Genomic DNA, 13,751 nt, shown 5'->3' on the forward strand with positions numbered 1-13,751 from the left:
ACTGGCGCGAGCACCCGCCTCCCGTACGGTGGCCCCATGGAACCCGGGGACTCCAGCACCGAACTGCTGCGGAAGAACGCCAACCTGCTCATCGACCACGGTGCGAAGGACCGGTCCGTCGCGGCTGAGCTGGGCCTGCTCGTGCCGGGGCGGAAGGGCACGGAGGGCATCGGCGGCAAGCTCGCCCTCACCTCGACCGCGCTGTTCTTCGAGGGGCACGCGGTGAACCGCGTCCGTCCGCAGTTCGGCTTCCCCCTGTCCGAGATCGCGTCCCTCAGCGACGTTTCACGAGGCCTGTCGCGGCAACTCCGGGTCGAACTGCGGAGCGGTGTGCACGGTCGCTTCGTCGTGTGGGGCGTCCGGGGGCTCATCGCGGCGATCGAGGAGGCCCGCGCCGCGCTCTGAGCCGCGGTCGCGGCCGCGCCGCCTCACGACTCCAGACGCACGAACCTCGGACCGTCGTACCCGTCACGTGACACATGCGCGGTGAAGTCCGCGAGACTTCGCACCCAATGCCCGCGCTCGCCGTACAGCGCCTGGTACACGACGACGGGCTCCTCGGTCTCGACGTCCTGCGCCAGGAGCACGACCTGGTACTCGCCGCCCTTGAAGTGCCGGTACCGCCCTGGGGTCACGTCGTCGCTCATCCTCCCGATGCTACGGAGACGACAGCCGACCGGGCGTCGCGGTTCCCGGTACGGTGTCCGTCGGAGGGGGAACGATGAGCGACAGCATCAACCAGTGGGGCGGAAGCGCGACCAAGGCGGAGGTGGCGCCGATGATCGTCGTGCGCCGGCCGCTGTTCCCCGGGGTGATCTTCTTGGCCCTCGGAGTGATCTGCCTGTTCATCGGGGTTCCGGGGCTCATCTTCCAGCTCATCGCGGGCTCGGACGACAGCCCCGCGTTCGGCATCTTCATCGTCCTCGGAGCCGGGTCCTTGCTGCTCGGCCTGGGACTCGCCGCCGGTCGCATCAACGTGTACGACCGGCACTACGACGTGAAGTCCGGCTTCGGCAAGTTCCGCCGCCGCGAAGTCGACGACATCCACACGCTCCGCCTCGGCAAGCAGTCGAACGGCAGCGTGACGTTCATCAGCCTCACCGCCTGGAACGAGCAGCGGAAGAAGCAGTTCATGGTCTTCACGAACTACCGCGGCTACCGGGAGTTCACCACGTGGCTCGACAAGCGCCGGCCCGAGCAGTGGGCGGAGTGCGAGCGGCTCGGGCTGCCCGACTAGTCACACCGCTCAACATCCTTGGTCCAGCGGCCCGGGCGACGTAGGGTCCAGGCCATGACCGTCGCCCTCTCGCTCGCGATCGTCGCTGGCGTCCTCGCCATCGCGACGGTCCTCGGTCTGCTGCTGCGCAGCCGGACCGGGCGAGCACGCGTGGTCACTCCCCGGGCCAGCGACGCGACGACGGTGGCCGACCTCGCCAGCCGGGAGGCATTCGGCACCGCCGCCACACTCCTCCAGTTCTCGACACCCACATGCGCACGCTGCCCCGTCACGGCGAGACAGCTCGACGCGGTCGCCGCGTCGAGATCAACGGCGAAGGGTCCGGACCGCGTCCGGCGACTCGAAATCGATCTCGCCGAACGACCGGATCTCGCTCGCCGCTTCGACGTGATGCAGACCCCGACCGTGCTCCTCGTGGACGGCGAACACACCGTCCGAGCCCGCTTCGGCGGACCACCCCGCCAGCCCGAACTCGTCACCGCACTCGACGCCGTCCTCACCGAGGAGCACTCGTGACCACCAGCCCCGCACCCTCCCGAGGGATCGACCCGCGCTCGCCCCGCTTCGGCGCCGCGATCACGGCGGTCCTGCTCGCGCTCGACATCGTCCTCACCCTCAACGAGAGCACACGGACGACCGGCATCGTTCTGCTCGCCGTCATCGCCGCGCTCTTCGCCTGGGGAGGTTTGGCCGGCATCGCCCGTCACCCGTACGGCGCGCTGTTCCGTCGTCTGGTGCGCCCGCGGCTCGGCCCGCCCGCGGAAGTCGAGGCGCCCGAGCCCCCGACGTTCGCACAGCGGGTCGGACTCGTGGTGACCGGGGTCGCACTCGTCCTGGCGCTCATCGGCGTCCCCTACGCCGCCCCGGTCGGCGCTGCCGTCGCACTGGTCGCAGCGTTCCTCAACGCAGCGTTCGACGTCTGCATCGGATGCCTGATGCACGTCTGGCTGGTGCGGGTCGGGGTGTTCCGGGGCCGCAGCAGCGTCGCGTAGCACCGGGTCCGGCGTCGGAAGATACCCCCACGGCAGCTTCCGACGCCGACTCCGGTGCCTCTGGTCAGTGCCGGCCGATTGCCTGCTCCGACAGCGCGACGAGGTCGTCCGCGCGGAGGCCCGGCCACCCGTGCAACACGGCCCGCCACTCCTCCGGCAGCGCCGCCGCCCCGTACAGCGCTCCCGCGAGACCTCCCGCGATCGCCGCGACCGTGTCGGTGTCGTTGCCCGTCCGGACCGCCCGCACGAGCGCGTCCTCGAGCGAGGTCGACCGCCGGACCGCCGCGTAGGCCGCCTGCAGCGCCGACACCACCCACCCGTTCGTCTCGGTGAAGTCGACCGGTTCGGCGTGCTCCGCCGTGACGAGGCGCTCTGTCCAATCCCGGCGGGCCGCGGGCTCGAGCAGGTCCAGCCCCCGCAGGACGTCGAGCTCACCGTGCAGCACTGCGTGCCGGATCGCGACGCACCACAGCACGCACCCATCGCCCGCGTCTGCCTCGTGGTGCGTCAGGTCGCTGACCGCGCGCGCCGCCGAGGCGAGCCGCTCCTCCTCGCCGTCGTCGCCACGCAGGTACGCCAGGACAAGCGGCACCGTCCGCATGAGCAAGCCGTTCCCGGCCGACCGGCCACCCGACTCGTGCACCTGGCGGGCAGCAACGCGGCTGGCGGAGGCGGTCCGTTCCTCCAGACCGGCCAGGACGCGTCGGGTCTGGATCCCGACGTCGGGTGCGTCCTGCGCCCACTCCGCCCAGGCGGCGACGAAGCCGTCGAGAGCGGATTCCGCGGCGGCGTCCTCGCCTCGGGCAACGGGTTGGAGGATCGGCACCGCCATGCTCGTGTCGTCCGTCCACTCCCCTGGTCGCCACCCGAACGAGCCGCCGCCGCTCATCAGGATCAGCGTCGGCTCCGGGACGGGCGGCTGGAACTCGTAGCCGGCACCGAGGGCGTCGCCGGCGGCGGAGCCGAGGACCGCGCCGACGGCGCGGTCGAGGATCGTCGTGTGCTCGAACATCTGGTGGTCTCCGTCCGGTTTTACGCATTGCTGCGCTAACTCGATGGTGCACGACCCAGCCCGTTTGCGCAAGTACGCGTAAACTCCTCATCGTGGCTGATCCCGAATACCGCGACCCGAACGGCAAGCGCTTGGTCGACTACCCACACCCCTCGGTGGCGGTCGACACCGCGGTCATGACCGTGGTCGACGGCGAGCTGTCCGTGCTACAGATCCGTGACGTCGTCGACGGTGACTGGCGACTGCCGGGGACGTTCGTGCACGAGGGTGAGCGCCTGGCGGACTCGGTGCTGCGGTCCCTGCGTGAGAAGGCCGGCGTGGAGGGGCTCGCGCCCCGGCAGCTGCACGTGTTCGACGACCCGGCGCGCGACTCCCGTGGCTGGGTGCTGGCGGTGGCGCACCTCGACGTGGTGCCGGCCGCCGCCCTGACGATCGACGAGGAGCGGGCGCGTCTGGTGCCGGTCGCGTCAACCGGGTCGATGGTGCACGCGCATGACGACATCCTCGAGTACGCGGTGGCGCAGTTGCGGGAGGACCATCGGGAGCGGCCGGACCCGCACGGGCTGCTCGCGGAGCCGTTCACGATGACGGAGTTGCGGCGGTTGCACGAAGCGGTGCTCGGCATGCGGTTGCAGCCGGACACGTTCCGGCGGGGTTGTATCGGCGAGGGTGAGTGCGGCACGGCGCTCATCCTGGAACCCCGGTCGTTGCTCTCGTTACACCGCTCAGGCGGAGGTTCTCGCCCATGTACAGCGGCTCGAGCTTCTTGATCAAGTACTGTGGCTCCCGACCACCAGGGCCTTGCGGACGATCGGGTACAGGTCGACCGGGACGCCCGCGCGGAGCAGGTCATCGACGTCCTCCTCCCCCACGCCGTGCCGGGTAGCGAGGGGCAGCAGGTGCGTCCGCTCGTACGCCGCGTAGTGGTAGACGTGCATGCCCGGGTGCTGGGCGCGGCGTTCCTTGACGAAGGCGAGGAAGTCGATCAGCGCCCTGCCGCTCGTCGCGGATCGTGTGGGCCCAGAACGCGGTGAAGTCGGCGCGGTCGTCGACCAGGCCGAACAGGTAGTCGAGGCCCCAGTGCACGCCGTCCTCGGTGTGCAGGGGGTCGCCCTCGAAGTCGAAGAAGACGTCGCCCGGGTCGCGCGCGGGGATCGCGTCGAGGGCGCGGGGTCGTGGAGTTCGAAGCGGGGCTTGGTCTTGTTGGTAGGGCCCGCTTGCTGCTCGGCTTCGGTCTCGGTCTGGAGGCGCGCCTGACGCACCAGCCGGTCCAGCGTCGTCCGCGCCATGCCGGGTACGGCTGCGGTGCGGTCCGCCAGGTCGTCGATCGTCCGCACGCCCTGCCGGATCAGCTTCGTCCGCTGGTCGAGGCGCATGCCCGCCACGAGGACGAGGTCACGGTGCTCCTGCACCTGCGTCTGACAGATCGCGCAGCGCCCGCAGCTGCTGTAACGCGGATCGCCCCACCGCAGTTCGTCGTCGGCCGCGAGGCGCTCGGCGATCACCCGGTGCAGCTCCGCGCGCTGCGTCCGGTACACCGGCGTGATGTCGGCGAGGTCGTGCGTGGTGGTCGTCCGGTCACCGAGCACGAGGTGCACCTGCTCGCCGGTCGGGATGCCGTGCGCCCGCATCTGCTCGGCGCACGCGGCGAACTGCAGCAGTGCGCTGATCTTGGCGTGCCGGGCGAGCTTCGTGTCGTAGACCTCGTACTCATCGCGGTCGTTGCGGATGATGAAGTCGGCGAAGCCGATGAAGCCCGGGCGGTCGGGGGTGGGCGGTTCGTGGAAGGTCGGTTGGTAGAGGACGTCGGCACCGTCCCGGAACGCTGCTCGTGCTTCTTCAGCGCTCGGGCGTAGTCCGGCGGAGCGGGACGGTCGAACTCGACGACGTCGTGGGTCTGCTTGAGAATGTCGAGGTAGTCGAGCTCGTGTTGGTCCACGAGCCGGGCGGTGCGCTCGAGCATGTCGTCGTGCTCGTCGGACAGGGGGCCACCGCGGCCGAGCTTGGCGTCAAGACGGCGGAGGAACGCCCACTCGCAGGTCGCCCACGTGCTGAGGTCGCTCGGGCTGAGGAGGACCTGCCCGTCGGTGATGATCTGCTCTCGGTCACCATAAGACTGTCGCAAGCCGACGCACCACGAGAGTCAACTTGATAAGCAACGCCATCATCCCTTCTCTCTGTACAGCGCGCCCCACTTATGCATGATGAAGACCAGCCACCTCCCGACACGTCAGCGCAGCAACGCCAGCGCTGTTTGTAGCCGATACGGTCGGCGAACGCGGTCCGGGCTAAACACTTCACCTCGCCCACAGGAAGATGAAGCCATAACGTAAGGGTCCCCTCGACGCCCGACTCAGCCATCCTCGCGCCGCACTCAACATTCCGCTACCGGGAGAACGAAACCGATGGAAAGGCGTTTGCGGATTAACCCTCTCACGCTTCTCTACAGGAACGCCTTTGTCTACCTCATCAGGATCCGTATTCGCTGCTGAATGCGGTAGCGGCGACCGAGGAGGATTGCATCATCCGCCCTCAATCAGCCGACGGGGGGCAGGAGAATTTACTAACGGCGCTCAGCCGAGCACCCAGGCAACGAAGTTGCCGAGTCGTCGGGTGGGAAGGGTGCCCACCGCGCCTATGAGCTTCCATGACGCGCCCGCCCTCGTAGGAGGAGCGTAAGCGGGATTAAAGCCGGGGCTGCCATACCGGGCCAGATATGGACAAGCTCCGACAAAACGCCAGTGAGTGGGTCGAGTTCCCAGCGCCGTCGTAGCCAGCGAGCGCGACGAGCAGCCAGGCGATCCACCCGGCCGGCAGCAGTAGTCCGCTCGCCACGATCCACCAGATTCCGTTCCGCCGCCTCGGCGGCGACCACGCGATGTCGTCCATCATCCGTCCCCCGTTCCCCGCGTCCACCGTACCGACGGCCCGGGAGGCGCGGCACCCGACCGCCACGCCCCTCCCGTCCGCACCCGACGGACGGGAGGCACGGCACCGGCCCGCACCGCCTCCTGTCCGTCCGACGGGAGGCACGGTACCGGCCCGCACCGCCTCCTGTCCGTCCCCCGGCCACCGGCACGCGGCCACCGGTCCTCCGCCGATCGCCTGCTCCGAACCGCCGGCCGTCCAGACGACCCGTCAATGTCGGGCCGTGCTCGCGCCGACGTGCAACGACGCGCCCGCCCACGCGACGAGCGCCGGATCGTGCGTCGCGACCAAGATCGCGCTGCCCGCGGTGCGGAGTACGTCGAGCCCGAGGCGGACGCGCTCGGCGCTGCCCTCGTCGAGGGACGCTGTCGGCTCGTCCGCCAGGACCACGCGGGGCCGTTGCACGAGGACCCTGGCGACGGCGACCCGCTGCTGTTCGCCACCACTGAGTCGGCCGACCCGCGCACGAGACCGACCGCCCAGGCCGACCACGACCAGGGCGTCCTGCACCCTCGCCTCGAGCACGGCCCGCGGGACGCCAGCCGGACGGACGACCCGGAGGTTCTGCCCGACAGTCCAGTCGGGGACGACCGCATGGTCCTGCATGACGAAGCCGAGCACCTCACGTCGGAGGCGGCGCCGGACCCGGGCGGATGACTGGTGGAGCTCGACGTCACCGATGCGGACCATGCCGCGGTGCGGTCGATCGAGCCCGCCCAGGCACCGGAGCAGTGTGCTCTTCCCAGCCCCGGACGGACCACCGATCGCGATGACGTCTCCGGGCGTGACGACCAGGTCGAGGCCGTCCCAGAGCGTCCTCGTCCCCAGGTCGTACCCGAGGTTCGATGCAGTCAAGAGCGGTCGCCGGTTGGTCATGGCTGGTCCTTCCCGCGCAGACGGTCGACGACGATCTGGATCGTGAGGACGAGTGCGGCGAGGCACACGGCGCCGGCTGCGGGAACGACCACCGCGGCTCCGACCAGGCCCGTCACCCCGAGCGTCGCGAAGACGGTCACGCCGGTCACACCTGCGGCGCCGAGCACGAACGGCACGTGGTGCACTGCGGGGTGGCGTCCTGTCAACGAACGGACCGCGGCGGCGTCCCGACGACGGATCCGATGGTCGGCCACGAGGCTCGACGCCACGAAGAGTGCCGCGAGCCCAGCTGCGATCGTCGCGCCTGCGAGGCCGAGCTGCTCGGCGCGCACCTCCGCCAAGCGTCGATCCACCACAGCGCCGACACGGTTGACCTGTGTCACGACGTCGAAGACGCCTGACCGATGGAGCGCTCGGACGAGGGCCGCTCGGTCGGAGAACCGGACCTCGCCGTTGCGGGTCGCTGTGGCGATGCGGTTCGGAGCGATGTCCTCGACCCCTGCCACCACGACCACCGTGTCCAGCGGACCAGTGCTGTCCGGGAACCCGAGTTCGACCCATCGACCCGCCGCGTGCACGATGGCATCCGTGCTCGGGACGATCTCGGAGCGGACACGTGGCCGGCGCGGCGGGTCGCTGTCGTCCACTTCCCATCCTTCCGCGATGCCGTCGAGCACCGTGTCCTCGACGGCACGAGCCCGCCCTGCGAGAGCGTGCGGAATGAGGACGGTGACGCCGTCCCGGTGCACGACGTCGCTGGCGACGCCCGGGGTGCCGTCACCGATGACGAGGAGCGCCTCGGGGATCGCGTTCGTCATCGCCATCCGTGCGGTGCCGCTGACGAGCGCCCGACGACCGATGTCTCCGAGCAGGTTCTCTTGCTCCTCGTCGCTGAAGCCCACGCCCAACACGACGTCGTCACCGTGCTCGGCTTCGGCGCTGAGCGACCGCTCCAGCTGTCGGGCCCTGCTGTTCTCGACGACGGCGCCCGACGCCCCTGCGGCGATGAGCGCCACGAGGACCACGCCGGACACCCCGACGACGACGGCGCGCCAGCGTCCTGCATCGACGCCGTCCAGTCGGTACCCACTGACCATCGCGAGCACGACGTGCAACGCGGCCACCAGCGACACGGCCGCGGGGACCACGAGTGCGGCGGACAGCGCGGAGAAGACCCACACGGCATGACCGGCACTCCGCACGACGAGGAACAGGCCCAGCGCCCCGAAGACCGTGCCGAACACGGCCGCGATGAGCACCATGAGGTCGACCAGCTCGCACACCGCGATCCGCCGCGACGTCCGACCGGCGAGGCGGCGGACCCGCTGGCGTGAGGCGCGCCGGTGCGAGTCAGCGACGAGCGCGACCACCACACCGACCGCCACGGCGACACCGACGATGGCGACGCCGGGTGTCCTGAAGACGTCGACCAGCGTCGGGACCGCCTGCGGAGTCGAGTCGACGAACGCGAACCCTCGGTCGTGCAGGTCTTCGAGGAACCGTGCGACGTCGGTCGGTTCGCCGTCGACGGCGTAGGTCCACGCGATGACCGCATCGTCGATCGCGCTCGCGGGTCGCTCCGTGATCTCACCCCAGAACACCGGTCGAGGCAGTCCTCCGTGGAGCACGTACGCGTCGAGTTCATTCGTCGCGCCCGACCGCTCCGGTGTGAGGAGGACGAGGGACACGTCAGCATCGGCTGCGATCTGCTCGAGCATCTCGACGTGTTCGCGCTTCGACGGTCCGAGCGGCAGGTCGATCAGGTCGGTCGTGGAGCGAGCGGCCACCGACCCGAGGGCTTCCACGCTCCCGACGGCGAGGACGACCAGGCCGGCCGCGAACAGTGCGACGGCTGCCACCGCGGTGACGGTGGCAGCCGCGAAGCCCCGGATCAGTAGATGTTCCAGAACGCCTGGTTCCCGCTACGAGCGGAAGGACGGATCGCGACGGCGAGCTTCCCCTTGGCCACCCGGCCGGACGACTTGGTCGCTCCGGACGACTTCACCGCCGTGCTGTGGACGAACCGGTGGTTGTCGTACACGGACGTGACCGCTCCCGCGCCGACTCCGTACGTCCAGATCCCACCGCCGACCACGTGCGTGCCGCTACGGGTTTCCCGCGTGGCGTCGGCCGACGCGCTTCCACTCGTCGTCGTCACCGCCGGCGTGTTCGGCGCCGCAGACGCGGTCCCGCACGTCAGCGCCGCGACGAGCACCGCTGCTCCGAGTCCGGCGATCGTCGTGATGGTCCTCTTCATGGTCGTTCCCCTCGTGGTGTGGACGGTTCGGGAGACGAACCTACCGGCTGAAACATCAGACATCAACACCGATTCGGTGGCTGCCGGAGCCGGCCCGCGTACGCTCGAACGAATGCCCGCACCACGAACCACAACGGATCCGACCACCGAGCGGGACACCATCGTGACCCCCGCCCCCGACGGCTTCATCCGCGTCCGCGGCGCCCGCGAGAACAACCTCCGCGACGTCGACGTCGACATCCCCCGCGACCGCATCGTCGCCTTCACGGGCATCTCCGGCTCCGGCAAGTCGAGCCTCGCCTTCGGCACCGTCTTCGCCGAGGCCCAGCGCCGCTTCCTCGAGTCCGTCGCCCCGTACGCCCGCCGCCTCATCGCACAGGGTTCGACCCCGCACGTCGACTCGATCACGGGCCTCCCGCCGGCGGTCGCCCTGCAGCAGCGCCGCGGTGCCCCGAGCTCCCGGTCGACCGTCGGCACCCTCACGACGCTGAGCAACTCGACCCGCATGCTCTACTCCCGCGCCGGCACGTACCCGGAGGGCGCCGAGCAGCTGTACTCGGACTCGTTCTCCCCGAACACGGTCGCCGGCGCCTGCCCGCGCTGCCACGGCCTCGGCGTCGCCCACGAGGTGACCGAGGCATCCGCCGTCCGCGATCCGTCCCTGAGCATCCGCGAGGGTGCGATCACAGCATGGCCGGGTGCCTGGCAGGGCAAGAACCTCCGCGACGTGACGGCCGTCCTCGGCTACGACATCGAGCGCCCCTGGCGGGACCTCCCGCAGGAGGACCGCGACTGGCTCCTCTTCACCGAGGAGCAGCCCGTCGTCGAGGTGCACCCGAAGCGTGACCGCGTTGCGAAACCGTACAAGGGCAAGTTCTGGAGCGCCCGTCAGTTCGTCATGCACACCCTCGCCGATTCGCAGAGCGAGACGCAGCGGAACAAGGTCCTGCAGTTCGTCGAGTCCGGCCCGTGTTCGCTCTGCGGCGGCGCGGGACTCACGCGCGCCGCACTCGCGGTGACGTTCGGTGGCCGCACGATCGCCGAGCTGAACGCGCTGCCGCTGTCCGGCGTCGCCGAGGTCCTCCGTCCGGTCGCCGAGCTCACCGACGCCACGGCGGCCACGTCCCGCACGTCGTCCGGTGAGCGGACCGAGGTCGCGGTCACCATCGCGCGCGACCTGCTCGGCCGGGTCGAGGTCCTCACCGGCCTCGGTCTCGGGTACCTCAGCCTCGACCGCGCAACCCCGACACTCTCCCCCGGTGAGATGCAGCGCCTCCGCATCGCCACGCAGCTCCGGAGCGGCCTGTTCGGTGTCGTGTACGTCCTCGACGAGCCGAGCGCGGGCCTCCACCCGGCCGACGCCGAGCCGCTCCTCCAGGTCCTCGAGGACCTCCGCGCCAGCGGCAACAGCGTCTTCGTCGTCGAGCACGACATGCGCATCGTCCGCCAGGCCGACTGGATCGTCGACGTCGGTCCCGGCGCCGGCTCCGCCGGCGGCACCGTCCTCTACAGCGGGCCGGCCGACGGCCTCGCCGACGTCGAGGCGTCCGTCACCCGTCGCTTCCTGCAGCCACGTGCCTCCGGCCTGGAGGCCCGCCCTCCTCGACAACGGATCGGCACCCTGGAACTGCGGGGCGTCACGCAGCACAACCTCCGGGACCTCGACGTCGACGTCCCGCTCGGCGTCCTCACCGCGGTCACCGGGGTGTCCGGCTCCGGCAAGTCGTCGCTGGTCGGAGGCGTCCTCGCCGACCGGGCCGCCGAACACCCGCAGGTCAGCCGCGTGGTCGAGGTCGACCAGAAGCCGATCGGCCGCACACCCCGCTCGAACCTCGCCACCTACACGGGCCTGTTCGACGCGGTCCGTGCCGCGTTCGCCGCGATCGACGACGCGAAGGCCCGTGGGTGGACGGCCGGCCGGTTCTCGTTCAACGTCGTCGGCGGCCGGTGCGAGGTGTGCCAGGGCGAGGGCTCGGTGTCGGTCGAGCTGCTGTTCCTGCCGGGCAGTTGGGCGCCGTGCCCGGAGTGCCACGGCTCCCGGTACAACGACGAGACGCTCGAGGTCCGCTGGAACGGATCGACCATCGCCGAGGTGCTCGGCATGACGGTCGACGATGCCGCTGAGTCCCTCGCCGACCTCCCCGCCGCTGCCCGCGCCCTCGATGCCCTCCGTCAGGTCGGTCTCGGCTACCTGCGGCTCGGTCAGCCCGCGCCGGAGCTGTCGGGCGGAGAGGCCCAGCGCATCAAGCTCGCCACCGAACTCCAGCGCGCCCGCTCCGGCCACACGCTGTACCTGCTCGACGAACCCACCACTGGCCTGCACCCCGCCGACGTCGAGCGCCTGACCGAGCAGCTGTCCCGCTTGACGGACGCGGGCAACACGGTCGTCGTGGTCGAGCACGCGATGTCCGTCGTGGCCGCAGCCGACCACGTCATCGACATGGGTCCGTCCGGCGGCGACGAAGGCGGCCAGGTCGTCGCCGCGGGCACGCCCGCCGAGGTCGCTGCTTCCCCGTCGAGTCGCACGGCGCCGTACCTCCGCGCCGAACTCGAGGCCTGACCGCCGGAACTCTCCACGGATCCCGCCGATGCGCCTTGGGGGGCTCCACGCGCTCGGTACCGTCACGGCATGCAGCACTGGGACGCCGACGAGGAGCGCAGCCGTCACATGGCCCGGTTCGGGCGCCGTGACACCGCGCCGGAGCTCGCCCTGCGCCGCACGCTGCACGCCCGCGGCCGACGCTTCTTCGTCGACCGCCGCATCAGCACCCGGACAAGGGCGCGTCCCGACGTCGTGTTCCCCCGTGCCCGTGTCGCGGTGTTCGTGGACGGCTGCTTCTGGCACTGGTGCGAGGAGCACGCCCACCTGCCGAAGGCCAATGCCGAGCTGTGGCGGAGGAAGCTGCTCGCGAACCGGCAACGTGACGCCTGGCACGACGCCGTCCTCCGCAGCGAGGGGTGGAGCGTCATCCGCGTCTGGGAACACGACGACGTGCAGACGGCTGCGGACACCGTCGAGGCAGCGCTCGACCGCTGTGACCAGATCACCGGCGGGCACCACCGTCACCGTAGCCAGGGGACGCACCCGTCGTGTCGAACGCTTCCCGGTCCAGAGCCGCCGCTATCGCCGCCGCGCACGTCGCGACGCTCGACGTGGCCAGCCCAGTCGCAACGAACACTTGCGGTGACGAACCACGAACGGACGGGAGGCCCGGCACCGGCTGGTACCGACCCTCCCGTCCGTCATGCGGTCACCGCAGCTGCGTCACCAGGTGAGGACGAAGCGGCCCCGCGTCCCGCCGGCCTCGAGCCGCTCGTGCGCCTCGGGTGCGCGCTCGGCCGGCAGGACCTCGGCGACCCGGGGCACGATCGTGCCGCCCTCGACGCCGTGGCGCAGCCGCTCGAGCTTGTCGAAGGACCGGTACTCGTTGAACACGGACACTCGTTCGAACCGGATGGTGGGGGCACCGTTGCCCTCCCAGCCACGGACGTCGACGAACACACCGCCGTCCCGGATCGCCGGGACCACCAGTTCGCGCTGCAGCGCACAGTCGAACAGGGCGTCGACACCCTCGGGCACGATCGACCGAACGGAAGCAGCGAAGTCATCCCCCCGCGGCACCACGTGGTCCGGACCGAGCGAGCGGACGAGGGCCTGGTCCTTCTCGGAGCTGTCCGCGATCACGGTGATGCCGGCGGCCTTCGCGAGCTGCACGACGTAGTTGCCGAGGAGCCCGGCGGCCCCGGTCACGGCGAGCGTCTGCCCACGTTCGAGCCCGGCGAGATCGAGCATCTGGATGGCGGTGAGTCCGTTCATCGGCACGGTGGACGCTTCCTCGATCAAGGTGCCGCGCGGGATCCGCGTGAACGACCCGACCGGGGCGACGAGGTACTCGACGTACGCACCTCCGTGCCCGGTGAGCGGCAAGGCGATCGCCATCACCTCGTCACCGACGGACCACCCCTCGACGTCGGGTCCGACCTCGTCGATGACGCCGGCGGCGTCCATGCCGGGGACATACGGCGCCGTGGCCTTCGAGCTGTCACGCTCCCCCGCCCGCACACCGGTGTCCGTGGGGTTCACCGCGAACGCGCGGACGGCGATGCGGACGGAGCCGGCACCGGCGTGCACCTCGGGTACTTCATGGACGGCGAGGGCGCGAGGCCCTCCGAACGTTTCGACTCCGACGACCTTCATGTCTCCGGTCTACCCGGAGCCCGTCACCGCCTGCCCAGCCGCGGTGTACCTCGTTCCGACCGGGATCGGGGATGCGTCCGGGGACGCAAAAGAGCCCCTGGGCGGGTGAGCGTTGCTGCTCGCCCGTCCAGGGGCTCGTTTTGTGAAAAGGAGTCCGGCGGCGTCCTACTCTCCCACAAGGTCCCCCTTGCAGTACCATCGGCGCTGAGAGGCTTAGCTTCCGGGTTCGGAATGTGACCGGGCGTTTCCCT

Annotated in this window: 15 protein-coding genes, 1 rRNA gene and 1 pseudogene; 9 read left to right on the forward strand and 8 right to left on the reverse strand. The window is 70.5% G+C overall.

Annotated elements, in window-relative coordinates:
• Positions 1-36: 36 nt before the first annotated feature.
• Positions 37-405: a hypothetical protein gene (locus tag DEI83_RS14895; protein WP_111082721.1), complete on the forward strand. Its 369-nt coding sequence runs from the start codon at positions 37-39 to the stop codon at positions 403-405.
• A 23-nt stretch (positions 406-428) separates the two neighbouring features.
• Here DEI83_RS14895 and DEI83_RS14900 read toward each other — a convergent pair whose 3' ends face one another.
• Complete coding sequence (locus DEI83_RS14900) at positions 429-647, reverse strand: DUF1653 domain-containing protein (RefSeq protein ID WP_181431259.1); 219 nt, start codon at positions 645-647, stop codon at positions 429-431.
• 74 nt (positions 648-721) lie between these two features.
• Here DEI83_RS14900 and DEI83_RS14905 point away from each other — a divergent pair, with 74 nt between their 5' ends.
• The 3 genes from DEI83_RS14905 to DEI83_RS14915 are packed head-to-tail and all read left to right on the forward strand — an operon-like array spanning position 722 to position 2,229.
• A complete protein-coding gene (locus DEI83_RS14905; RefSeq protein ID WP_111082722.1) occupies positions 722-1,237 on the forward strand; it encodes a hypothetical protein in 516 nt (171 codons plus the stop codon).
• Positions 1,238-1,291: 54 nt separating this feature from the next.
• Entirely contained in the window at positions 1,292-1,753 is a 462-nt protein-coding gene (locus DEI83_RS14910; protein ID WP_111082723.1) for a thioredoxin domain-containing protein, read from the forward strand.
• Complete coding sequence (locus tag DEI83_RS14915; protein WP_111082724.1) at positions 1,750-2,229, forward strand: DUF4395 domain-containing protein; 480 nt, start codon at positions 1,750-1,752, stop codon at positions 2,227-2,229. The genes DEI83_RS14910 and DEI83_RS14915 overlap by 4 nt, the downstream gene beginning before the upstream one ends.
• A gap of 64 nt (positions 2,230-2,293) precedes the next feature.
• On the opposite strand, the gene DEI83_RS14920 is transcribed toward DEI83_RS14915, so the two are convergent.
• Positions 2,294-3,241, reverse strand: coding sequence for an ADP-ribosylglycohydrolase family protein (locus tag DEI83_RS14920; RefSeq protein ID WP_111082725.1), 948 nt, complete (start codon positions 3,239-3,241; stop codon positions 2,294-2,296).
• 92 nt (positions 3,242-3,333) lie between these two features.
• Between DEI83_RS14920 and DEI83_RS14925 the strand changes: the two genes are divergently transcribed.
• Positions 3,334-4,011 (forward strand): NUDIX domain-containing protein, encoded by a 678-nt coding sequence (locus DEI83_RS14925; RefSeq protein WP_146243367.1) that lies wholly within the window; start codon positions 3,334-3,336, stop codon positions 4,009-4,011.
• On the opposite strand, the gene DEI83_RS16065 is transcribed toward DEI83_RS14925, so the two are convergent.
• Positions 4,012-4,179, reverse strand: a complete 168-nt coding sequence (locus DEI83_RS16065) for a hypothetical protein (RefSeq protein ID WP_181431260.1) — start codon at positions 4,177-4,179, stop codon at positions 4,012-4,014.
• A 237-nt stretch (positions 4,180-4,416) separates the two neighbouring features.
• Here DEI83_RS16065 and DEI83_RS15770 point away from each other — a divergent pair, with 237 nt between their 5' ends.
• Together DEI83_RS15770 and DEI83_RS14940 are read left to right on the forward strand one after the other, a co-directional pair.
• Complete coding sequence (locus DEI83_RS15770) at positions 4,417-5,097, forward strand: hypothetical protein (protein WP_146243368.1); 681 nt, start codon at positions 4,417-4,419, stop codon at positions 5,095-5,097.
• Positions 5,073-5,393 carry a hypothetical protein gene (locus DEI83_RS14940; RefSeq protein ID WP_111082729.1) on the forward strand — a complete coding sequence of 107 codons (321 nt, stop codon included), beginning with the start codon at positions 5,073-5,075 and terminating at the stop codon, positions 5,391-5,393. The genes DEI83_RS15770 and DEI83_RS14940 overlap by 25 nt, the downstream gene beginning before the upstream one ends.
• 986 nt (positions 5,394-6,379) lie before the next feature.
• On the opposite strand, the gene DEI83_RS16070 is transcribed toward DEI83_RS14940, so the two are convergent.
• From DEI83_RS16070 to DEI83_RS14955, 3 genes are read right to left on the reverse strand one after another with little or no spacing between them, the layout of a single operon-like run.
• Positions 6,380-7,045 carry an ABC transporter ATP-binding protein gene (locus DEI83_RS16070; protein ID WP_181431262.1) on the reverse strand — a complete coding sequence of 222 codons (666 nt, stop codon included), beginning with the start codon at positions 7,043-7,045 and terminating at the stop codon, positions 6,380-6,382.
• Complete coding sequence (locus DEI83_RS16075) at positions 7,042-8,904, reverse strand: hypothetical protein (protein ID WP_181431263.1); 1,863 nt, start codon at positions 8,902-8,904, stop codon at positions 7,042-7,044. Before DEI83_RS16075 ends, DEI83_RS16070 begins: the two co-directional genes overlap by 4 nt.
• 32 nt (positions 8,905-8,936) lie before the next feature.
• The gene (locus DEI83_RS14955; protein ID WP_181431264.1) at positions 8,937-9,302 is read right to left on the reverse strand and encodes a lactococcin 972 family bacteriocin; all 366 of its coding nucleotides are present in this window, start codon (positions 9,300-9,302) and stop codon (positions 8,937-8,939) included.
• Between the two features lie 112 nt (positions 9,303-9,414).
• On the opposite strand from DEI83_RS14955, the gene DEI83_RS14960 reads away from it, so the two are divergent.
• Both DEI83_RS14960 and vsr read left to right on the forward strand, forming a co-directional pair.
• Positions 9,415-11,862, forward strand: coding sequence for an excinuclease ABC subunit UvrA (locus DEI83_RS14960; protein WP_111082732.1), 2,448 nt, complete (start codon positions 9,415-9,417; stop codon positions 11,860-11,862).
• A gap of 69 nt (positions 11,863-11,931) precedes the next feature.
• A pseudogene (gene vsr / locus DEI83_RS14965) lies at positions 11,932-12,279 on the forward strand (DNA mismatch endonuclease Vsr); the annotation flags it as partial.
• Positions 12,280-12,567: 288 nt separating this feature from the next.
• On the opposite strand, the gene DEI83_RS14970 reads toward vsr, so the two are convergent.
• Together DEI83_RS14970 and rrf are read right to left on the reverse strand one after the other, a co-directional pair.
• Positions 12,568-13,500, reverse strand: a complete 933-nt coding sequence (locus DEI83_RS14970; RefSeq protein ID WP_111082733.1) for an NADP-dependent oxidoreductase — start codon at positions 13,498-13,500, stop codon at positions 12,568-12,570.
• Between the two features lie 152 nt (positions 13,501-13,652).
• Positions 13,653-13,751, reverse strand: a 5S ribosomal RNA gene (gene rrf / locus DEI83_RS14975); the annotation flags it as partial.

It is taken from the genome of Curtobacterium sp. MCBD17_021 (assembly GCF_003234525.1).
Lineage (GTDB): Bacteria > Actinomycetota > Actinomycetes > Actinomycetales > Microbacteriaceae > Curtobacterium.

What these genes read in the sequence shown, in the direction of transcription:
- DEI83_RS14905 (WP_111082722.1), top strand. Translation starts at nt 722, where the DNA reads ATGAGCGACAGCATCAACCAGTGGGGCGGAAGCGCGACCAAGGCGGAG.
- DEI83_RS16070 (WP_181431262.1), bottom strand. Translation starts at nt 7,045, where the DNA reads ATGACCAACCGGCGACCGCTCTTGACTGCATCGAACCTCGGGTACGAC.
- DEI83_RS14900 (WP_181431259.1), bottom strand. Translation starts at nt 647, where the DNA reads ATGAGCGACGACGTGACCCCAGGGCGGTACCGGCACTTCAAGGGCGGC.
- DEI83_RS14960 (WP_111082732.1), top strand. Translation starts at nt 9,415, where the DNA reads ATGCCCGCACCACGAACCACAACGGATCCGACCACCGAGCGGGACACC.
- DEI83_RS14895 (WP_111082721.1), top strand. Translation starts at nt 37, where the DNA reads ATGGAACCCGGGGACTCCAGCACCGAACTGCTGCGGAAGAACGCCAAC.
- DEI83_RS14910 (WP_111082723.1), top strand. Translation starts at nt 1,292, where the DNA reads ATGACCGTCGCCCTCTCGCTCGCGATCGTCGCTGGCGTCCTCGCCATC.
- DEI83_RS14955 (WP_181431264.1), bottom strand. Translation starts at nt 9,302, where the DNA reads ATGAAGAGGACCATCACGACGATCGCCGGACTCGGAGCAGCGGTGCTC.
- DEI83_RS14970 (WP_111082733.1), bottom strand. Translation starts at nt 13,500, where the DNA reads ATGAAGGTCGTCGGAGTCGAAACGTTCGGAGGGCCTCGCGCCCTCGCC.
- DEI83_RS16065 (WP_181431260.1), bottom strand. Translation starts at nt 4,179, where the DNA reads ATGCACGTCTACCACTACGCGGCGTACGAGCGGACGCACCTGCTGCCC.
- DEI83_RS14920 (WP_111082725.1), bottom strand. Translation starts at nt 3,241, where the DNA reads ATGTTCGAGCACACGACGATCCTCGACCGCGCCGTCGGCGCGGTCCTC.